This window comes from uncultured Meiothermus sp. (genome assembly GCF_937863175.1).
Lineage (GTDB): Bacteria > Deinococcota > Deinococci > Deinococcales > Thermaceae > Meiothermus.
Genome location: NZ_CALMCQ010000405.1, coordinates 1 through 19581, shown reverse-complemented (window position 1 = coordinate 19581; position 19581 = coordinate 1). Strand labels below are relative to the sequence as shown.

General features: G+C 58.7%; 18 protein-coding genes. 2 read left to right on the top strand and 16 right to left on the bottom strand.

Features of this window, described 5'->3' with window-relative positions; translation table 11 throughout:
• Positions 1–176: 176 nt before the first annotated feature.
• The 16 genes from Q0288_RS15310 to Q0288_RS15235 form a co-directional block, all read right to left on the bottom strand.
• Positions 177–1016 (bottom strand): carbohydrate ABC transporter permease, encoded by an 840-nt coding sequence (locus Q0288_RS15310; protein ID WP_299432276.1) that lies wholly within the window; start codon positions 1014–1016, stop codon positions 177–179.
• A gap of 124 nt (positions 1017–1140) precedes the next feature.
• Positions 1141–2430 carry an extracellular solute-binding protein gene (locus tag Q0288_RS15305; protein WP_299432273.1) on the bottom strand — a complete coding sequence of 430 codons (1290 nt, stop codon included), beginning with the start codon at positions 2428–2430 and terminating at the stop codon, positions 1141–1143.
• Positions 2431–2606: 176 nt separating this feature from the next.
• The gene (locus Q0288_RS15300; RefSeq protein WP_299432271.1) at positions 2607–3392 is read right to left on the bottom strand and encodes a DeoR/GlpR family DNA-binding transcription regulator; all 786 of its coding nucleotides are present in this window, start codon (positions 3390–3392) and stop codon (positions 2607–2609) included.
• Positions 3393–3428: 36 nt separating this feature from the next.
• Positions 3429–4790, bottom strand: a complete 1362-nt coding sequence (locus tag Q0288_RS15295; protein WP_299432269.1) for a HAMP domain-containing sensor histidine kinase — start codon at positions 4788–4790, stop codon at positions 3429–3431.
• A gap of 103 nt (positions 4791–4893) precedes the next feature.
• The gene (locus tag Q0288_RS15290; protein ID WP_299432267.1) at positions 4894–5568 is read right to left on the bottom strand and encodes a response regulator transcription factor; all 675 of its coding nucleotides are present in this window, start codon (positions 5566–5568) and stop codon (positions 4894–4896) included.
• Positions 5565–5924 carry a hypothetical protein gene (locus tag Q0288_RS15285; protein ID WP_299432265.1) on the bottom strand — a complete coding sequence of 120 codons (360 nt, stop codon included), beginning with the start codon at positions 5922–5924 and terminating at the stop codon, positions 5565–5567. Before Q0288_RS15285 ends, Q0288_RS15290 begins: the two co-directional genes overlap by 4 nt.
• Positions 5925–6152: 228 nt before the next feature.
• Positions 6153–7631 carry a xylulokinase gene (gene xylB / locus Q0288_RS15280; protein WP_299432263.1) on the bottom strand — a complete coding sequence of 493 codons (1479 nt, stop codon included), beginning with the start codon at positions 7629–7631 and terminating at the stop codon, positions 6153–6155.
• A 53-nt stretch (positions 7632–7684) separates the two neighbouring features.
• Positions 7685–8215 carry a gluconokinase gene (locus tag Q0288_RS15275; RefSeq protein WP_299432261.1) on the bottom strand — a complete coding sequence of 177 codons (531 nt, stop codon included), beginning with the start codon at positions 8213–8215 and terminating at the stop codon, positions 7685–7687.
• Entirely contained in the window at positions 8185–8598 is a 414-nt protein-coding gene (locus tag Q0288_RS15270) for a phosphoribosyltransferase (protein ID WP_299432258.1), read from the bottom strand. The genes Q0288_RS15275 and Q0288_RS15270 overlap by 31 nt, the downstream gene beginning before the upstream one ends.
• Positions 8595–9866 (bottom strand): lactate racemase domain-containing protein, encoded by a 1272-nt coding sequence (locus Q0288_RS15265; protein WP_299432255.1) that lies wholly within the window; start codon positions 9864–9866, stop codon positions 8595–8597. Before Q0288_RS15265 ends, Q0288_RS15270 begins: the two co-directional genes overlap by 4 nt.
• 296 nt (positions 9867–10162) lie before the next feature.
• Positions 10163–11605 carry a glucuronate isomerase gene (gene uxaC, locus Q0288_RS15260; RefSeq protein WP_299432252.1) on the bottom strand — a complete coding sequence of 481 codons (1443 nt, stop codon included), beginning with the start codon at positions 11603–11605 and terminating at the stop codon, positions 10163–10165.
• Positions 11605–12432 carry an SDR family NAD(P)-dependent oxidoreductase gene (locus tag Q0288_RS15255; protein WP_299432249.1) on the bottom strand — a complete coding sequence of 276 codons (828 nt, stop codon included), beginning with the start codon at positions 12430–12432 and terminating at the stop codon, positions 11605–11607. Before Q0288_RS15255 ends, uxaC begins: the two co-directional genes overlap by 1 nt.
• Positions 12429–13019, bottom strand: a complete 591-nt coding sequence (locus Q0288_RS15250) for a carbohydrate ABC transporter permease (protein ID WP_299432246.1) — start codon at positions 13017–13019, stop codon at positions 12429–12431. Before Q0288_RS15250 ends, Q0288_RS15255 begins: the two co-directional genes overlap by 4 nt.
• Positions 13020–13286: 267 nt before the next feature.
• Positions 13287–13925, bottom strand: a complete 639-nt coding sequence (locus Q0288_RS15245; protein ID WP_299432243.1) for a carbohydrate ABC transporter permease — start codon at positions 13923–13925, stop codon at positions 13287–13289.
• Between the two features lie 488 nt (positions 13926–14413).
• Positions 14414–15634 (bottom strand): sugar ABC transporter substrate-binding protein, encoded by a 1221-nt coding sequence (locus Q0288_RS15240; RefSeq protein WP_299432240.1) that lies wholly within the window; start codon positions 15632–15634, stop codon positions 14414–14416.
• Positions 15635–15756: 122 nt separating this feature from the next.
• Complete coding sequence (locus Q0288_RS15235; RefSeq protein ID WP_299432237.1) at positions 15757–17985, bottom strand: TIM-barrel domain-containing protein; 2229 nt, start codon at positions 17983–17985, stop codon at positions 15757–15759.
• 304 nt (positions 17986–18289) lie between these two features.
• Between Q0288_RS15235 and Q0288_RS15230 the strand changes: the two genes are divergently transcribed.
• Positions 18290–19276 carry a LacI family DNA-binding transcriptional regulator gene (locus tag Q0288_RS15230; protein WP_299432234.1) on the top strand — a complete coding sequence of 329 codons (987 nt, stop codon included), beginning with the start codon at positions 18290–18292 and terminating at the stop codon, positions 19274–19276.
• Between the two features lie 115 nt (positions 19277–19391).
• Positions 19392–19581, top strand: a 190-nt coding sequence (locus Q0288_RS15225) for a hypothetical protein (RefSeq protein ID WP_299432231.1), incomplete at its 3' end; no start/stop codon positions are given.

Genomic DNA, 19581 nt, shown 5'->3' with positions numbered 1-19581 from the left:
CCGGGGTGGGGGTGCGGAAGATGGCGACCTCGGGGTGGGTCGAGAAGACGAACATCAGCCACAGCGGGGCCAGCCACAACAGGGCCAGCGGGGTTAGAAAAAGGTGCAGCCATAAACTGCGCCAGAACAGACGCCGCTTCATAGCCCTCTCCGGTTGCCTGGTTTGGTAAATGGGCTCATCTATCCCTCCCGAACAGCCGGAGCTGGATAACCGAAAAAATCAGCGCCAGCAGGGTGATGACGTAGGCAATGGTGGAGGCGTAGCCGAAGTTGATGTTCTGGAAGCCCTGGCGGTAGAGATAGACTCCCAGGGTGGTGGTGGCAGTGCCGGGGCCACCGTTGGTGATTAGCCAGGGCTCGGTGAAGAGCTGCAAAGTGCCAATAATCGAGAGCACCAGGCAGAACAGCAGCACCGGGCGCAGGCTCGGCACGGTTATGCGCCAGAACTGCTGCCAGGGGCTGGCCCCGTCAATCTCGGCGGCCTCGTAGATATCTTTGGGTATGCTTTGCAGCCCTGCCAGGATGATGATGGCGTTGTAGCCGGTCCAGCGCCAGGTGAGGGTCAGGATGATGACCGTCATGGCGCCGGAAGGGTCGAAAATCCAGTTGAGCTCGAGGCCCGTGGCCGCGTTTACCGCACCGTTCTGATTGAACAGCAAACGAAATACCGCCGAGTAGGCCACCGCCCCCACCACCACCGGAGCAAAAAAGGCAAAGCGGAAAAACCCCCTGGCACGCAGTAATTGGGAGTTCAAGGCCAGAGCAAGTGCAGTAGCCAGGGCCAGCATGAGGGGCACCTGGATGATCAGAATCAGCAGGGTGTTGCGCAGTGCGTCCCAGAAGGCCGCATCGCCCAGGATGCGGCCCCAGTTGATGCTCAGGTTCCAGACGGGTGGATAAACCCGCGTATTCTGAAAAGAAAGCAGCAGTGACTCGAAAATCGGCCAGGCCCAGAACAAGGCAAAAATCGCCAGGTAGGGGAGTAGAAACAGATAGGGGGTCGCGTTACGTTTCACGCGTTCTCCACAAGTGAAGGGTAGGTGGCATGCTACGCCTCACCGGATGCTCTAAAAGTTGATCTGCTTTTGTGATGCACTCAAAAGTGTTGGGGTGAGGCTGCCCCCACCCCAACAAAGGGTACTAGCGTGCGATGGGCAGGCCAGTGGCCCTCGAGATTTGCTGGGCCGCCGCATCCAAAGCTGCTTTGGCGCTGGGGTAGCGTCCGGCGACAAACTCGGCCTGGGTTCTGATCATGATCGCGCGGGCCTCCTGAAAGAACTGGGTGCCACGGGCAGCAGGTACACTGCCCAGGGTGCCCAGAATCTGCTGCCAGATGCGCTGATTGCCCCAGAAGGCTTGCGGTTGGGCCACGTAGGGGTCGCGGGTAGCGGCCAGCAGCGAGGGCACCAGCCCGAATTCCCTGAGCATGGTCACCTGGCCTTCGGTGGTGCCCAGGGCATAGCGGACGAATGCCCAGGCGGCTTCCTTATTGCGTGAAGAGGCCGGAATGGCCAGCGCGGATCCCCCCAGGTTTGCGGCGCGGATGCCACCAGCACGGGAGGCAGGCATCGAGAAAACCCCCCACCTGCCGCTCTGGTCGGGGGCGTTGGAGCGGATGGTGCCTTCGTACCAGGCCCCGAACATACTGGTCGCTACGGTGCCAGCCTTGAAGCCCTGGATCTGCTCGTTCCAGCCGCCCTGCATCACGATACCGGCGTCAATCAGCTTCTTGACCGTCTCGAGGGCGGTCACGCAGCCCGGCTGGTTTACCGTAACGGCGTTGCCTTCGTTGTTGAAGTAGAAGCAGCCGTTCTGGTTGGCCAGCATACGGAACCACTCATCGTCCTGACCATTGGCGATCGCTCCAACCTTTACGCGGTTGTTGGTGGCCTGGGCGATGCGGCGGCCTGCAGCGATGAAGTCGTCCCAGGTGCGGATGGTGGCGGGGTTGACCCCAGCCTGACTATAGATGTCGCGCCGATAGAACATCACCACCGGGCCGGAGTCCCAGGGCATGGCGAAAATCCGATTGCCCACGGTAAGTTCTGTCCACTTGAAGGCGGGGAACTGGGTGCGGAAGGTGCTGGCTGCGGGTTGCAGGGTGTTCATGTCCGTGAAGCAGTTGGGGAAACGTGCCCAGAACACCTCGGCCTCGTTGTTTTCGATGGAGTATATGTCGGGCAGATCGCCGCCACCCGCAGCACAGCCCGCCAGACCCCGGTCGTAGGTGGCCTGGTTGCCAATGTCCTGCACCGTAACCCTGACGTTGGGGAAGAGGCGGTTGAAGCCGGGGATGTTAGCCTCCAGAGCCTTGGCCGCAACGTCCCAGCTCCAGATGGTAATTTCGCCGCGCAGGTTGGGATTGCCCTGCATTTGGGCCGAGGCCGCTGTCAGGGCCAGGGCCGCACCTAAAACCAAAAGACGCTTCATGGTGATCCTCCTTTTGAATGCCAGCCTTTTCCGGGGCTCCAGCGCTTGGGGCAGAGCAGTCCTGACTCGTTTTCGTCGGAGCGATTCATTTCCCCGTTAAGGTTCAGGGCGAGTCTACCGGTGGGCCCAAAGGCTTGTCAATAGTTTTGGATACTTTCGCAAGGTTTCGAATGTATTCACGAATCTCGAGCGGCCTGGACTACCTCGAGCCCTCTTTTTCGCAGCAGCTCGAGGTCTTCGTTTTTGGCCTTGCGGTCGGTGATGAGGAGGTGGGCGGCCTCCAGGGGCCCAATACGGGCAGCGGCGACCTGCATGATCTTACTGTGGTCGGCCAGCACGATGGTTTCGCGGGCCGCCTCGATCATGGCCCGCTTGATCTCGGCCTCGTGCAGGTTGGTGTTGGTGAAGCCTTTATCGGGATGCACCCCATTGCAACCAATGAAGGCTTTGTCAGCGTTGATTTCTTGCAGCAGCAGCGAGCCATAGGGGTTCACCAGCGAGTGCTGCAACGGCCGCAGGGTGCCGCCGGTGACGATGACCGTGATGCCGGGGTGGGACTCCAGCAGCAAGGCAATGTTGAGGCCGCTGGTGATGACCACCACGTTTCTGAGCAAGGGCGATAGGGCCTTGGCCAGCTCGGTGGCAGTGCTGCCCACATCCAGAATGATGGTTTCGCCGTCATGCACCAGCCCAGCGCTAAAGCGTCCAATGCTTTCTTTCTCCCTCGCATGTACCTGGCGGGTGGCTTCTAACGGCAGCTCGAACCGTTTGGTCTCGGTGGGCAGTGCTCCGCCCCTGGTTCTGCGCAGCAACTTCTGCCGCTCGAGGTAGTCCAGATCGGTGCGGATGGTAACCGTGGAAACCCCGAAATGGTCGGCCAGCCGGGTCACATGGGCCTGACCGTCGCGCCGCAGCACCTCCAGAATTTCCTGGTGGCGAAAGGTGGCCTCGAGGGAGGGCATATCGAAAGCATACGAAAGTTTGTACAAGAGCGCAAATTACTCTTCGTCCATCAGCAGCGGCAAAAATACTGTGAAGCGGGTCTCGCCGGGCCGGCTGGCCACGCGAATTTCGCCGCCATGGGCCTCGGCGATTTGTTTGGCGATGGCCAGGCCCAGCCCGGTGCCGCCCTCGGGACCCCGGGCAAATCGGGTGAACAGCCGGGGCAGTATTTCGGGTGTGATACCAGGCCCCCGATCCACAATGGCAAAGGCGGCCCAGGGCTGCTTGGGGGGTTTCATCTCGGGGGTGGAGGTGACCCGGGCCTCGTCGGCGGATTCGTAGGGGTCGGGAGGGTTGTCGGTGGGTTCTTTGACCATCCAGACCCGCACCTGCACTTTTTCCGGTGTTCCTGCGGCCCGTATTGCGTTGGCAATGAGATTGCGGGCCAGTTGCAGCAAGCGGTCTGGGTCGCCCAAGACCTCGGGGAATTCGGGGGGCATTTTGAGAATCACCCCCGGATACTCACCCACGGCCTGGCGCAGCAGGTCGCCCAGATTGATGATGTGAGCGTTGACACTGCGCTCGGCCTCGCCACGGGCCAGGGCCAGCAAGTCTTGCACCATACGCGCAGTGTGCGTCGCGATTTTGCGAGAGCGCTCGAGCATCTCGGTATCGCCAGGGTTGCGGCTGAGGCGCTCGAGGTAGCCATTCAGCGAGGTAAGGGGGGTTCGGAGTTCGTGTGAAACCTCGGCCAGAAAAGCCCGTTCGCGGTCACGGGCTTCCTGCAGCTCTGCCAGCAGCTCGTTGACCCGTTCCACCATCACGCCCAGGTCGTCTTTGGGGCCGGTGTAGACAATGGGCTCGAGGTTGCGCGGGCCGCGCTTATCTACCTCCGAGGCCGCCCGGTGCAGCGGGATCAGCGAGAGACGGGCCGCCAGCACAATCAGAAGGGCTCCCAGGGGTAGCAGAAAGGCCATGCCCTGGATCAGGGTATTTCGTACCGTGGTCGAGATGCTTTCAATGTAGCGGGTGTCCTGGCTGACTGCCACTACTGCGCCCGGGATTTCCTGGTAGGCCGCCATAAAATTGGGGGCATAGTAGGGTTTGGCGGTGCTGCTGGCGGCGCGGATAAAGTTTTTGGGCACTTTCTGTTCAAAGTCGGGTGTGGGCGCAATCAGGAGCTGTCCGCCCGAACTATAAAAGCTTACGTTCACGGGGCCGGAGCGAGGCAGACTGATCTCCCCTGCACGGCCCGAGGCATAGAGCTGGGCCACCTCGTTTACATAGCGCAACAGGGTGCGCTCGACCTGCCCGTAGAGGCCAAAGTTGATGCTGTAGACCGCAATTGTCAGGGTCAGGGCAAGAATTAGCACCCACAGGATCGTATAGGCCAGGATCAGTCGCGTACGGAAGGACATAAGCAAACGCCTAAGGTCATGCGCTAAAGCGAACCGCGCTAAAGCAAGGTCGAAAGCGGGACTGCTGCAGCTAGAGGCTGGATCCTCGACGCGCCGAAGGCGCCTACTCCGCTTCGCGCTGGCGCAGGGCATAACCCACGCCGCGCACAGTGCGCAAGTAACCGTAGGCCCCGGCTTCGCGCAACTTGGAGCGCAGGTTGGCAATGTGCACATCTACCACGTTGGAGTCGCGCTCGAGCTGGCGTCCCCACAGATGCTCCTCGATTTCCTGGCGGCTAAAGACCTTGCCGGCGCGGCTTACCAGGAGCGACAGCAACTCGAATTCCTTGGGCGACAGACGCAACTCCTGCCCATCGTAGAGCACCTGCCGTTTGGCGAGATGCACTTCCAGCCCGCCCACACTGACCTGTTCGCCCCCCTCGCGGTGGCGCAACTGCACCTGGATGCGGGCCATGAGTTCGGCGGGATGGAAGGGTTTGACAATGTAATCATCGGCCCCGTCGGAGAGCAGACTGACCTTGCGCTCGACCGCATCGGCAGCCGTCAGGACGATGATGGGTACCTCGTAACCCGCCCGAATGCGGCGGGCTACCTCGCCTCCATCCAGATCGGGCAAGCCCAGGTCGAGAATCACCAGGTCGGGCACCGCTTCACGCAGGCGTACCAGGCCCGACATTCCTCCCGAGGCCCAGTCTACGGTGTAGCCAGCCTCGCCAAGCTCGAGCTGCAGGAGGTGGGCAATTTCAGGGTCGTCTTCAATCAGCAGAATACGTTTCATCGAACCTCCGGCAAGACACGCCCATTGGGCAGGTTCAGACGGTATGTGCGGGTCAAAAGCTCGTTCAGACTAACACGTTCGCCCTGGATCATCAGTGCGATATCACCCCTGGGGGTGGTGATTCCATTGTACGGGGCACGGTAGCCCCCATCCACCCGGAACAGCACCCGAACCTCCCGATTGGCCGGTGCGGGCAGTTTGCTTTGTAAAACCAGGTTACGTTCATCCACCTGCCAGACCACATACACGGTGAGCAAGTCGGGAGACACCACCCGTATCTCACTCCCGGAAGGAATAAAGGGGAGATTGGGCAGCGGTGCAAGCGCCAATACGAAGGCTAAAATAAGACTGCGCATCGTCACACCACTATGCAAGGCCACCCGAACAGGCGTATGGGATTCCGATAAAGGGCATTTTAACCTGATTGGGTTGGGTTTGTGCGGTTCTCAAGGTCAAGTGGTGCTCCATAAGCCCTTAGTTGGGTTCAATACCCGCCAGTGTTCGCCTCAATGCTAGTGGAAATACCAACCCATACAGTTTAGCATTTCTTTAGCTGTGGCATAATGCTTCCGTCACGCACCAGGTTACTCCCCCGGTTTGAAACCTTGAACAGCTCGGAGCCCCTTGCGATAGCGTTCTTGCAAGGGGTCGGTGTTCAGGGTTGCTATTCCGACTTCGAAATCCGGTGGAGCGGTGGCTCTAATGGCTTCGGCAACGTTCGCATACAGGCCAGCCCCGACCAGCCCCAGAATGGCGGCTCCACGGGCCGGGCCCTCCTCGATAGCGGTGCGGGCCAGTGGCAGGGCCAGCGTACCGCCCACCACCGAAAGCCAGAAATCGGAGCGGGCTCCCCCGCCGGTGGCCAGCAGTTTGTCCATCCTGACCAGGGGCTTCATTACTTCCAGCACATCCCGCAAACTCAGCGCTACTCCCTCGAGCAGGGCCCTCGTCAGATGCCCACGTCCGTGCGCCAGGCTCAGTCCCAGCCAGGCTCCGCGCAGATCGGGGTCAAGGTGGGGGCTACGTTCCCCAGCCAGATAGGGCATGAAGACCACCCCATCACTGCCGGGTGCGATGCTTTCAGCTTCCTGCATCAACTTCTCAAAACCTACGCCCGGAGCCAGCTTATCCCGATACCACTGCAAACTGCCTGCCGCTGCCAGGGTCACCCCCAGGAAGTGATAGCCACCGTCCGCATGGCAAAACAGGTGGATGCGGCCTTCGGGATCGGGGGTGGGCTGCTGGGTGGGCATAAAGATCACCCCGCTGGTGCCGAGGCTCAGGCTGCCCAGTCCGGGGCGCGCACTGGAAAGACCCAGTCCAATGGCGGCTCCTGCATTGTCCCCGGCTCCTGCCACCACCGGCAACCCTTGGGGTAAGCCTGTGGCCTGGGCCCATTCTGCCTTAAGAGCCCCAACCACCCCATGCGAAGGAATGACCTGGGGAAACAGCGCCGGATTCAACTGCAGGGCTTGAACAATCTCGGTATCCCAGTCCTGCGAGCCTAGATTAAGGATGCCAGTTCCCGATGCGTCCGACGGTTCGGTTGCCATCTGACCGGTCAAAGCGTAGGCCAGATAATCTTTGGGCAGCAGCAGGTGGGCTGTTCGGGCATAGTGATCCGGTTCGGCCTGTCGCAGCCAGACCAGCTTGGGAAGCTGAAAGCCCGTAACCGCCGGATTACCGGTGCGCTGGATGAGGTCTCGGCGCGGAACGGTTGCCTCGATTTCAGCACAGGCCTGTGCGGTACGCTGGTCGTTCCAGAGCGGGGCCGGGCGCACAACCTCACCCTGCTTGTCCAAAAAGGTAGCTCCGTGCATCTGGCCTGAAAGCCCGATCGCTACCGGTTCCCAGGTTCCCTGCCGCAGTTTCTGGGCCAGCCCGCCCAGCACACGGTGGGCGGCCTCTACCCAGTCCGAGGGATTTTGCTCTGTCCAGCCGGGCCTGGGGGTTAGTAGGGGATAGGATACGCTGGCCTCCGCAACGGTCTGCCCCTCTGCCGTGACCCCAATGGCCTTGAGTCCACTGGTACCCAGATCCATGCCAATACTGACCGGCCTCATATGGCTATAGCCTACTCCTGGCATGCTGAGCTATGCCAACCCTCTGCATTTCTCTACTCCGGTTCGGGGTGGTAGATATGCAGTAGTACTTCGCGCAAACTGTCCTCGAGCGGCTGCGCGATATCAATCTGGATGGCCTGGACGGGGGGCTCGAGGGTCTTTAGCTGGCTCTCCAACAGGCTTACCGGCATATAGTGCTGCCGCAGCTCCATCCGATGGGCGATGATTTGGGGGCTGCCGTGCAGGAAAACGATCTGGATTCCCTCGAGGCCATCGCTCAAGGTGGCTCGGTAGCTTTCCTTGAGCGCCGAGCAGGCCAGCACCAGCGGCCGGTCTTCGGATAGATGCCGCTCGATTAAGGCCCGCAGGCGCAGCAGCCAGGGTTGGCGGTCGGCGTCGGTGAGGGGTTCACCCTGGGCCATCTTGTCGCGGTTGGACTGGGGATGATACTCATCGGCATCGGCAAAAGCCCAGCCCAGTTGCTGGGCTAAAGCAGTCCCAAGGGTGGTCTTCCCCGAGCCCGACACCCCCATCACCAGGACGATGCGGGTCTTCATGGGGTGCTCCAGGGCCAGTCCACGCATTCGCGTATCTCCGGGAAAAGTACCCAATCGGCTCTGCCTTTGAGGGTGAGGGTGGTGAGGGTGGCCCCTTTCAGATACGCCTGGGCGACCTGTAGCGTTGCCCCCGTCACGCTTACATCATCTACCAGCAGGATGTGCTTCCCGGTGGGGTCGAAATTGAGAGGCTTGAGCAACTGGGGCTGGGGACGATGGGGTTTGTGGTGGTCGTCGCGGTAGTTAAGGTGCAGCAGCACCAGTGGAACACCCAGCTGGTGGGCGACCATGCTGGCGGGCACGATGCCGCCTCGGGCAATGCCCACCACCACATCTACAGTTGGCAGCATCAAGGACTGTAAGCGCTGGCTGATGGTGTGGAACTCGAGTTTGACCTTAGTCGTGCTCATGCCCCCTCCTTCACCCGGTACAGCGTCTCGCCCGCCTTGCGTACCAGCAAAACTCCTTCCTCCTCCTTGTGGGCGAAGTCTTCCGGGTTGAGGGTGTCCGGGTCGAGGTAGCCCAGATTCAACGTTGCACAGTCCTCGGGGCTGATACGGCTGGCCAGGGTGACTTTGACCCTGGGGTGCTCCTGGCCATTAACCCAGGTTCCACCTCCCCTCACATGGGTGCTATGGGCGATCACCCCCAGTGGAAGGTGAGCGAAGCGCTCCCACTGGCCCAGGAAGTAGGGGACGGAGTGGTAGCCGATTTCATAGATGTACTTGCCGTGGGCAAGGCTTACCGTCTCGAGGTGGGGGGCGTAGATGATCAGTTCACCCCCATCTGCCAGGGCCGGATCGAGCTTGTACATGGCTTTGCCTGCCGTCCAGAGTTCGTCGTATATGGGGGGCGCACACGACAGTACCAGTTTGAACGGACGGTCTACCCAGACGATGTGGACTTCCTTGGAGAGGTTGGCGGCAGCTTCCCAGGCCGAGAGGTGGTCGCCCACAAAAATGCCGGAGATTCCACTACCCTGTACCACCAGCGAGATCAGGGTGATGGGGGTGGGAACCTGCTGGGCAGCTTCATGGATGAGGGCTCGAACCGGGGTGTCTTTGATGCCGATGGTGCCCCGGACACCTGCCAGTGCGCCCAGCCAGTGGGTCACATCAATCATCTCGGGGCCGCTGATGCCGGGGAAAAGATACTTGGCACCACCGGAAAACCCCACCACCTCGTGGGGGAAAGTGGGGCCAAGAATGATGATTTGCTCGGCCTCGAGCGCAGCTTTGTTCAGCCGTACCTGGACATCGCCGCCCAGGGTGGGATGCCAGTACCCACCCGCAATGGCCTTAACCCGTTCCTGGGGGATCACCGCGATGGTTTGCAGCGCGGTGGGATTCTGCCACTCGTGGTTGCGCAGGCCCACGCGGGCAAAAGCCCCATGCCGTTCTTCGGCACCCAGGCCTAGTAGCCTGAACATCTGGGTCTCGTCGAGCGCTGGATGCGTACCCAGCGCGATCATAAAGTCGAGCTGGGCCGTATCGTGTAAAACCTCAACCAGCAAGCGGAAAAGCAGCGGCAGCGGCAAGGTACGGGTATGGTCGGGAATCAAGACCAGCACCTTTTGCCGGGTAAAGCGACCCTCCAGGGCGCTAAGGGTTTGGCGAATGGTATCGGTGCTCAGCAACTGACCGGGCGCTGACTGAGCCTGGGCAAGCAGTCCCTTCATGACACCTCAATTATGCTTCGACTCTGGACGGATTGGTATGACGTTGCTGCGGGCTCGAGGCTCCAAAACTCGCCTTGCTTAACCGTAGTCATTCTGGGCGTGACGTCGCCACTGCCGCACCGCCCCGCAACTCAATGGGATGGTGTAGCGAAGAATCTACGGGCAGCGTCAGACTCATCCATTTTCCGCTGGTAGGGACAGCTTCCTGCAACATTGAACTGGCGAGTGTGGGCGGCGAGAGATTCTTGGCCGGCAAACAGCGCCTCCTAGAATGACAACTTTAAGGTTATGTGGGGCTATCCGCTATCGGCTATCAGCCTGCTCTTGATCTCGAGCCCATACGCCTTTGCCGCCAGGTCGTAGGAGCAGAGGCGCAGCAGCCTCGAGGCTTCCTCCAGGTCGAAGATTTCTCGATGCACCTTGCGAGCCAGCCAGTTGGCTACCACGCGCCGCCAGACCTCGTGGCGGGCGGGGATGCTGGCAAAGGCGCGGGTATCGTCGTTGAACCCGGCGGTGTTGTACAGGGTGGCAGTCTCGCTCACCGCGTCGAGGTAGCGCTCCATCCCCAGTACACTGTCGAAGTACCACCACGGCGCACCCAGTCGCACGCCAGGGTAGTGCCCCGCGATGGGGGCCAGTTCCCGGCTGTAGGTGCTCTCGTCCAGGGTGAAGAGAACCAGGCTGAGGCCCCTGCCCTGTGATGGGTTGCCGAACTCGCTTAGCAGCGGTTGCAAGCCCCGGGTCCAGTCCACGGCGTGGGGGATGTCTGCGCCCATGTCGCCGCCCAACCGCTCGAAGAGATGACGATTGTGGTTGCGGGTCACACCCAGGTGAAGCTGCATCACCAGGCCGTCCTCCTCAGCGCTCAGACGGGCCTGGTCGAAGAGGGCGTGGGCCTCGAGCTGCTCGGCCTGCTCGGGGTTGATCTTGCCCTTCAGGGCCAAGGCGAACAACTGCTCGGCCCCGGCCTCGGGCAAGGGTTCAATCCTTACGTTGGCGGCGCTGTGGTCGGTAGCGGCAGCCCCGGCTTTTTTGAACTCTTGGCGGCGCACTTTCAGCGCCTCGAGCAGATCGGTATAGGTCTCGATGCTGCGGTTGCTCACCGTTTCAAAGCGACTCAACCGCTCCTTCCAGTCGGGCCGTAAGACCTGCAACAAGCCGTCGGGGCGGAAGGTCGGGATGACCCTGTAGCCATCCCGTTGAGCTTTGAAGTGCAGGCTGATGTCTTCCTCGGGTGCGTCGGTGGTGGCGAGAACCTCGACCCTGAATTTTTTGAACAGGGCTCGAGGGGTAAAAGCAGGTGTATCCAGGGCTGCTTGAATTTGTGCGTAAAGATCTGCAGCGTTCCGCGCACTGGGTTTTTCGTTTACACCGAACAGTTGGATGAGCTCGAGGCGTAGCCACAGGCCCGTTGGCGTGCCATCGAAGAGGTGGAAGTGCTGGCAGAAGATCTCCCAGGCCCCCAGGGGGTCGTACTCGCCCTCAGGAACGCCCACGCCCAGACTTTCCAGGGCGATACCCTGCGAATGGAGCAACCGAAAAATGTAGTGGTCGAAGCGGATCAGCAAGTCTGTAGGGTGGAGAAACCGCGCATTGGGTTCGGCCAACAAACCAGGAGCCACGTGCCCGTGGGGGCAGATCAGGCCCAGGGCTTTGGTCTGGTTGTAAAGCTCGAGGGCTGTCGCCCGCACAAGTGGTTCGGGGTCGAAGAGGAAGGTTTCGGGCACATCCCAGCCCATCACACACCTCCAAAGGCGCTAAAGCCGCCATCTACCGGAATCACGGTGCCGGTAATGAACCTGCTACCCGGATGCACCAGCCAGCGGAGGGTGCTGAGCAAATCCTCGGGCGCGCCAAACCGGTTTTGCGGGGTGTGAGCCAGGATGGTCTGCGCCCGCTCGGTAAGGCTGCCATCTTCACGAAACATGAGGTAGCGGTTCTGCTCGGCAAGGAAGAACCCCGGTGCAATCGCGTTGACCCGCAGCCCCACGCCGTGGTTTTGCGCCAGGTGAACCGCCAACCACTGGGTGAAGTTGACCACAGCAGCCTTGGAGGCGCTGTAGCCCACCACTTTGGTCAGCGGGCGTACCGCCGCCATGCTGGTGATGTTGATGATGCTCCCCTGTCCCCGCCCCGCCATCCCCGCAGCGAAAGCCTGGGTGGTGCGGAGCATACCGTGGAAGTTGAGGTCCATCACCTCCTCGACGGCGCCCAAGTCCATTGCGAAAAAGTCGCGGTCGGGGGCTGTAGAAGCTGCTGGGTGGTTGCCGCCTGCCGCGTTCACCAGGATATCGGCCCCACCTTCGAGCTCGACCAGGGTGGCGGCTTCTTTCAGCGAGCCTGCGTCCAGCACGTCGAAGATCAGTGGTCTCACGCGGGACGATAAGACTTCCCAGTGCGGGCAGCCGGCAAGGGCGGCCTCGAGGGCCTTGCGAGCCGACTCCGGACTGCGGGCACCCAGGTACACCGTTGCCCCATCTTCCGCCAAAGCCATTGCCATCGCCCGCCCCAGCACCCCGCTCCCGCCCGTCACCACCGCCCGGTGGCCTTCCAGCAAGCTGCTCATCCTTTCACACTCCCGGCCATCAGATTGCCCAAGAAATAGCGTTGCAATAGAAGGAAAACGATCAGCATGGGTAGCAGTGTGATTGTCGTAGCGGCCAGCAGTGTACTCCAGTCCACTCCAAACTGCCCCACCAGCCTCGCCAGGGCCAGTTGAAGGGTGGCGTTTTGCTCACTCGAGATGACGATAAACGGCCAGATAAAGTCGTTCCAGCGCCAGGTAAAACTAAAGATAGCCAGTGTCGCCAGAGCCGGAATACTCAATGGAAGAATAATTCTCCAGTAGATAGCCCACTCACTCGCACCATCAATACGGGCCGACTCGAGAATCTCGTCGGGAATGCTGAGCATGTACTGGCGCAGTAGAAACACCCCTGTGGGTGTGGCTGCGGGGGGAATGATGATCCCCCACAAGGTATCGGTCAGACCAAGATTACGCAACACCAGGAAAATGGGTACCATGATGACTTGCAGCGGAATCATGATCGTTGCCAGGGTCAGTAAAAATAAGGCCTGCCTGCCCACAAAACGGTACTTCGCCAGAGCAAAGGCCGCCATGGAGTTGGTCAACAATGCTATCAGGGTGCTCATGGTGGCTACAAAAAAACTGTTCCAGGTATAATTAGCAAAGTTGCCCACCGTCAAGGCGCTCTGATAGTTTTCTAGCGTTGGTTCTTTGGGGAGAACGGATGGGGGAATCAGGAAAAGTTCGGCATTTGGCTTGAAAGATGAAAGCACCACCCAGATTACTGGTATCAAGAAAAAGAACGCTAACAGCAACACCAATCCCTCGCGAAGGTAGCGCCTCAGCCGTGTCTGGATCTTAGTAGACTGCCGTAAGCCGGTAGTGAACATGGACTAGTCCTCCCGAGTGATGCGAAGCTGCCAAAAAGTCAGAAGCATCAGGACGCTAAATAACACCACTGACTGGGCGCTTGCGTAGGTTGGATTTGATGCATCAAATGCAGTCTGATAGATGTTTTGTACCAGGAGCCGGGTAGCATCACCGGGGCCTCCGTTGGTGAGTACCAGGATGATTTCGAAAGCCTTGAAGGAGTTGATGGTGGCCAGGATAGTGACCAGAAGCGTGGTGGGCGCCAGTAAGGGTAGGGTAATTTTCCAGAACTGCTGGGTAGAGTTCGCACCATCCACTTCTGCCGCCTGGTAGAGCTCGCTGGGTATGGTGTTAAGGCCGCCAATGAAAATGACCATGTAAAAGCCCGTCATAGCCCAGACACTGGCAAGTACCACAACTGCCCTGGCCCAGTTTATGTCGGTGAGCCAGGGGATAGGGGAGTGACCCATACTGACCAGAACTCCGTTGATGACTCCAAGGTCGCTACTAAACATCCATCGCCAGGCCACTCCAACTACCACCGGGGATAAGATCACCGGTAGGTAGAAACCGATGCGTGCTAGCGCCGAGCCCATGCTGCTTGCCCGCAGAGCCAGTGCCAGCATCAGGCTGAACATCACCACAAGGGAAACTACCGCCACCACATAAGCAAATGTATGAACAAGCGAGGATATAAAGGCTTGATCTCGCAGAAGCCTTTGGTAATTCTCGAGACCGGTAAACCTTTCCAATCCCTCAATAAAAGTACCCTCATAAAAGGAGTACAGCAGCCCATAAAACATGGGTAATATGACGAATACGCCAAAAATAAGGGTGTTGGGTGCAACAAATAGGTAAGGTATGACTTTCTTGCTAAACCTGTATCCCACAATCATCACCCGCCCCTCAAGCCCGCGCAGTCCGCAGAAGGAATAGACTGAACTCGTAGCTGGTCAACCCCATAGGCCGGTTCTGTTCCTATACCAGACCACGGGCTTGATCTCTGACTTATTGCGGTCTGCTTGCACACCAGATCGGAACAGAAAAATCATCAAACCGCGCTAATGGATGAGCCGGGCCAAGGCAGGGTGCGATGTTCAACGATGAGCCCATCGCACTTACCTCGACCCGGAATACAGTACAGGCCCAGCTAACGCAACAATCGATTACCTTCTGCCTGAATGGCTTCCAGGGCCTGTTTTGGGGTTTGCTGGCCCAAGAGTACTTTGACAATCTCTCCCCGAATAAAGGTATTGAGCCGCGCCATCGCTGGGTTGGACCAGTCCCTACCCACATAGGCGGGGGTGACGCTCAGATCGGATTGAAAAACTGCAATGGCATCATCAAACTGACCATACTTCATGCCTTTGGCATCCCTGCGGGCCGAGAGCACCATGTTATCTCTGGAAAAGGGAAGATTGATCTCTTTACTGGTAATCCACTGAATAAACCTGGCCGCACCTGCGGGGTTCTTGCTTTCCCTGAAGCCCATAACAAACTTTCCGCCGGGTACGGTACTACGAATTCTGTCGCGGGGTAGTGGCATTACACCCCACCTAAAGCCACTAATTTGGGCAAACTGAGCCAGGTTCCAGTTTCCAGACATGTACATCGCAGACAAACCACTGCGGAACAGGGTACTGGGGTCATCGTTGGAAAGCCACTGGCCCCTGGGAATAAATCCATCCCGGAACAGTTCGCTGAAAAAGGTCAGGGCACGCAGGCTGTTTTGACTGTCAACCACAAACTGTTTTCCGCTATCATCAATGAAGCGTCCACCCGCTGCGTAGAGCAGGGTGCTAAAGCGATGGGTGGTGAAGTCGTAGCTAAGGGCAAACCTGCATTTGCTGTTGTTGCGCACCCTGTTCAGGGCTTCGCGCCACTGCTCCCAAGTCCATACGTTGAGACTGTTGGTCGGAACCCGGATACCAGCCTCCGCAAAGCAGTCTTTGTTGTAAAAAATTCCATTTGCCGTTACGTCAAGGGGTGCGCCAATTATCCGCGAGCCGCGCCTGACAAAGGGAACTTGAGACGGGAGGAATTGATTTAAAAAACTGGTTGAGTCCACAAAAGTGGAGAGATCCAGAGCCACTCGATCGAACTCTGCAATGTTGGCGGTGACCACTCTGGCTACGTCAGGTGGAGTGTTACCCGCTACCATTAATTGAAGCTTCTGGGTTAGCTGTTGGAAAGGCACATAGGTTACCTCGACCCTGGTTCCAGGGTTGGCCTCCTCGTACATTTTGACGTAGCGCTCGAAGATCGCCTGTTCTGTGGGGGCCTCGGTGAACCAGACTACCTGAATTTCACCTCTTGCAAGCACTATGCTGCTTACTAACACAACGAACAGCCAGAAAACGATTTTTTTCATTTTTCCTCCTTGGTTGACAAAGCCTCTGAGTCTCTGGTGCCCTGGTAAGCTGAGTGGCGTGCGGGACACAAATTCGCAATATCGCGACACGGGTTGGCTACAAAAACCTTTCAACTCTAGCTTCAGTACATCGTGTTGAAGATCATGGCACGATGGTCTTGCTGGATTGTCTTGAAGCTAGAACGAACCTTTAGGGGGCGAGGGTCATCGGTGGCAATTTTCACCTCCAGTCGAGAATAGGGCAGGGGGTATTCCCCTGAAACCAGTACCTCTATTTGCACCTGATCAGGCCTGGAATTCATAATGAACGTAATCTGCTTATACTCTCCTTGACGATAGGCCAGGGTCTCTCCATCGTCTTCATAAAGAGTGAAGCTAGAACTCCCCTCTCCTTTGTGGGGGAAAAGAAGAACCTCGCGAGAGGTGTCGTACTCTGGCGAGATGGAAGGCATTACCGGACCCAGGGGGATAATGGAACCGGTGCGCACCAACACCGGTACCTGGTGCAGCGGGGCTGGATACTCAAAATGACCCTGGTGGTAATCGCGGCTGTGCCAGTCGTACCAGCCCTCCGGCAGGTTGAGTGAAATATGTCTCAGGCCGGGCTCACCCAACATGGGGAACAGGAGAAATGGCCCCAGCATTGAGTGAAAGCCCGGATCTTCCCAGAGCTCGGCAAACTCGTAGATCAGCGGGCGGTGTATTGGAGCACCAGTCTGGCTGTGTAGCCACACCAGCGAGTACAAATAGGGAAGCAGGCGGTAACGCAAGTGAATAGCCCGCTTCACCCCCTCGTACACCTCGAGAAAACTCCAGGGCTCGGTAGGCGGCTCTTTCCAGGAGTGTATGGAAAAACGCGGATAGGCCACAGCCTGCTGGGTCCACCGAAGGAAAAGTTCGGGGCTGGGCGGATCGCCAAAGAAGCCGCCCACATCATGACCATTATGGGCAAAGCCGCTAAGGCCCAGGCCCAGCGAAATGGGGCTGCAAAACCTCAGACTTTTCCAGGAGCTGGTATTATCCCCGCTCCAGGTCTGGGCTAGCTTTTGCACCCCAAGTGAGGCAGAGCGAGATACCAGAAAAGGACGTTTGTCTTGGTAAGGGCCGTATCCAGCCTGAGCTTCATACGAAGCCGTGGCCATGCTATAAATCTGTTCGCTGGGAAAGGTGGCCTCTCCCCAGGCATTGAGCGCAGCCTCTTCGAAAGCAAACTCGTTGTTGTCGTTCCAGATACCCTCGATCCCCCGGTCAAGAAGTTCCTTTTGTATGTTTTTCTGCCACCAGGCGCGCGCATCGGGATTGGTAAAATCCAGCCAGGAAGCCTGGCCGCCCCAGAACGATGCTACCAAGCTGCGTAGATCTTGATTGCGGATAAAGCAGCCCTTGTCCGCAAGTTCGGTGTAAGCGGGATGATTCTGCAAGAGAGCGGGTTTGACATTGGCAATGACCCGCAGACCTCGAGCCTTTAGACCGGCAACCAGGCCGTCAGGGTCGGGAATGGTTTGACGGTTCCAGTGAAACACATAGCGGTTGCCTCCATGCAGCGTATAGCCGCTACTCAAATGGAAACCATCGCAAGGAATCTGTTCTTCGTGCAGTCTGTTGGCGAAGTCTTGCAAGGCCTTTACTGGGTCTGGAGCATCGGTGTAAGCCATCCCTGAGGCCAGGTAGCCCAGGCTCCAACGCGGGGGTAGTTCTGGTCTGCCAATCAGGCGGGTCAGCTCCTGGATAAGCTCAGGGAGCCCATCCGCAGCAAATATCAAGTAACGCACAAAATCAGCTTGCTCAATACTGGTATAGGTATACAACCCGTGGTAGTGGTGTCGCTCACATCCGAAGTCAAACACCATGGGATGGGGCTGATCGTACAGCAGGGCGCTCCAGCAATTCTCGGAGTGGCGGGTGAGATAGAGCGGGATGTGTTTGTACAGGGGATCGGAAAACTCCGCGTCGTAGTTGCAGGCATCGCGTGGCTCGAGGCGGAAACGTCGGCTGTTCCGCTGCAAAACCCCGCTAATCTCTCCAAGGCCAAAGTACTGCTCGGTGGGTTGCTGTACTCGGGTGTGTCGGATTCCGGATGGGGTCAGGCGGTAGGCAGTCTGGGGATGATCCTGCAAGATGGCTTGACCTTTGTAGAGCCAGCTAAACGCCAGGGGTTGGGACTGCCAGTGGACTGATAGAAAGCCTCCCTTGGCACTCTTGTCCTCGCGGTGCAGCCAGGGCAGGGTCTCGAGGCTGCCCAGTACGCCCCGGTGCTTTGTATGGCCCAGGGTTACACGCGCCGCAGAGGGAGACAGCAGATCGAGGTGGAACTCACTCGGCCACTGGGAAAAGGGCTGTAGTTTATTCATGAGACACAACACCGCCCAATCAAAACTTAGCTACGCCTGCTTTTAGAAACCGCTTTCTAAATCATGACTGACCGAACCACGCCTTGTCAAGTAGCAAGAAGTTCTTTTGCCACGAGAGCCTGCATTCCTGGTGAGCACACCCTGGAAATTTCGGTTATGGCTTAATTTACAGGAGGCAATTTTGCGGGTCGCTTCGGCGCGGCTCCGTTGTCAGCCCCCTGCGCATACAGCAAAATTCCTAACCCGGAGATACTTTGCTGTACGTGAATAGCCCGAGCTAGAAGGCGGTAGGTATAATGGAAACATGCGGAAACGAGTTCGAATATTCGAGGTTGCACAGGAGGCTGGAGTCTCCCCGAGTACAGTTTCAAAGGTACTGAATGGTATTCAGCGCATGGGTTCTCAGACGGAGATCCGAATTTGGAAAGCGGTTTCTAAGCTGGGCTACCAGGCCAGCCCGCATGCACAGGTGCTCAGCACAGGACGCTCCTGGGCACTGGGGATGGTAATACTGGACATTTTGAACCCTCATTTCACCGCGCTGGTCAAGGGCGCAGGCCGGATCGCCTCGGAGAAAAATTATACCGTCCTGTTGGTTGACGCTGAGGAGAACCCCCAGCGCGAGCAGCAGCTCATCTCGAGCCTCCGTGCCCGCACCGACGGGCTGATCCTGGCGGGCTCGAGGCTCTCGGACGCCGAGATTGCTGCCCTACACGCCCCCGAGCAGCCCATCGTGACCATCGGGCGGCGTATCGCTGGCGTACCCTCGGTCACGGTAGACGAGTACGCCGCCTCCCTCCAGATCGCCAGCTACCTGGTCGCCCAGGGTCGCAGGAACGTGGCGTACCTGGCAGGCCCGGCCTTTTGGGTCAACCAGGAACGCGAACGAGGCTACCGGGATGCTCTCGAGCAGGCTGGCCTGACCCCCCAGGTGCTTCCCCTCACTTCCCCCGATCTGCTGGGGGGCGAGCAGGCAAGCGCCCTGTTCTGGACAGCCCAGCCCTTCCCCGATGCCGTAGTCTGCTACAACGATCTGGTGGCCATCGGATTGATAGCTGCGCTCAAAACGCTGGGGGTGAAGGTACCGGAGGAGGTAGCGGTAGCGGCCTTCGGCAACCACCCCCTGGCTGCACATCTCTCACCCTCTCTGACCCATATGGAGATCCCCAGCCGCAAACTGGGTGAGCTGGCCACGGGGCTGCTGGTGAAACTTTTGGAGCGACCACAGGTAGAGCCCCACCAGATTCAGCAGTACGCGGTGCTACGCCCCAGGGGCTCCACCCAGCGCTAAATCGGCGTAGCCCACTCGTCTCGATCCGCGTCCCTTCGAGCGAAAGCCGAAACCAATACCTACGGCTCGATTAACAACAGTTTCAGCGTGACCATCACCTAAATATGCAAATTCGGTGGACGAAATTTATTCACCTCAAAATACGGCGGTGCTCAAGCGGCAGAACGCAAAGAACCACTATAAGCTCTGTAAAGCTCTTTCTTACAAGGAGAGTGTTGCTTTCTTTCTGAAAACCGCTCTTATACCGGATTCAAAAAGATCATCCTCCAACCCGGAGACCCCGAGGCTACCTTTTGAATCCTGGA

What these genes read in the sequence shown, in the direction of transcription:
- Q0288_RS15305 (WP_299432273.1), bottom strand. Translation starts at nt 2,430, where the DNA reads ATGAAGCGTCTTTTGGTTTTAGGTGCGGCCCTGGCCCTGACAGCGGCC.
- Q0288_RS15300 (WP_299432271.1), bottom strand. Translation starts at nt 3,392, where the DNA reads ATGCCCTCCCTCGAGGCCACCTTTCGCCACCAGGAAATTCTGGAGGTG.
- Q0288_RS15295 (WP_299432269.1), bottom strand. Translation starts at nt 4,790, where the DNA reads ATGTCCTTCCGTACGCGACTGATCCTGGCCTATACGATCCTGTGGGTG.
- Q0288_RS15290 (WP_299432267.1), bottom strand. Translation starts at nt 5,568, where the DNA reads ATGAAACGTATTCTGCTGATTGAAGACGACCCTGAAATTGCCCACCTC.
- Q0288_RS15285 (WP_299432265.1), bottom strand. Translation starts at nt 5,924, where the DNA reads ATGCGCAGTCTTATTTTAGCCTTCGTATTGGCGCTTGCACCGCTGCCC.
- xylB (WP_299432263.1), bottom strand. Translation starts at nt 7,631, where the DNA reads ATGAGGCCGGTCAGTATTGGCATGGATCTGGGTACCAGTGGACTCAAG.
- Q0288_RS15275 (WP_299432261.1), bottom strand. Translation starts at nt 8,215, where the DNA reads ATGCGTGGACTGGCCCTGGAGCACCCCATGAAGACCCGCATCGTCCTG.
- Q0288_RS15270 (WP_299432258.1), bottom strand. Translation starts at nt 8,598, where the DNA reads ATGAGCACGACTAAGGTCAAACTCGAGTTCCACACCATCAGCCAGCGC.
- Q0288_RS15265 (WP_299432255.1), bottom strand. Translation starts at nt 9,866, where the DNA reads ATGAAGGGACTGCTTGCCCAGGCTCAGTCAGCGCCCGGTCAGTTGCTG.
- uxaC (WP_299432252.1), bottom strand. Translation starts at nt 11,605, where the DNA reads ATGGGCTGGGATGTGCCCGAAACCTTCCTCTTCGACCCCGAACCACTT.
- Q0288_RS15255 (WP_299432249.1), bottom strand. Translation starts at nt 12,432, where the DNA reads ATGAGCAGCTTGCTGGAAGGCCACCGGGCGGTGGTGACGGGCGGGAGC.
- Q0288_RS15250 (WP_299432246.1), bottom strand. Translation starts at nt 13,019, where the DNA reads ATGAGCACCCTGATAGCATTGTTGACCAACTCCATGGCGGCCTTTGCT.
- Q0288_RS15240 (WP_299432240.1), bottom strand. Translation starts at nt 15,634, where the DNA reads ATGAAAAAAATCGTTTTCTGGCTGTTCGTTGTGTTAGTAAGCAGCATA.
- Q0288_RS15235 (WP_299432237.1), bottom strand. Translation starts at nt 17,985, where the DNA reads ATGAATAAACTACAGCCCTTTTCCCAGTGGCCGAGTGAGTTCCACCTC.
- Q0288_RS15230 (WP_299432234.1), top strand. Translation starts at nt 18,290, where the DNA reads ATGCGGAAACGAGTTCGAATATTCGAGGTTGCACAGGAGGCTGGAGTC.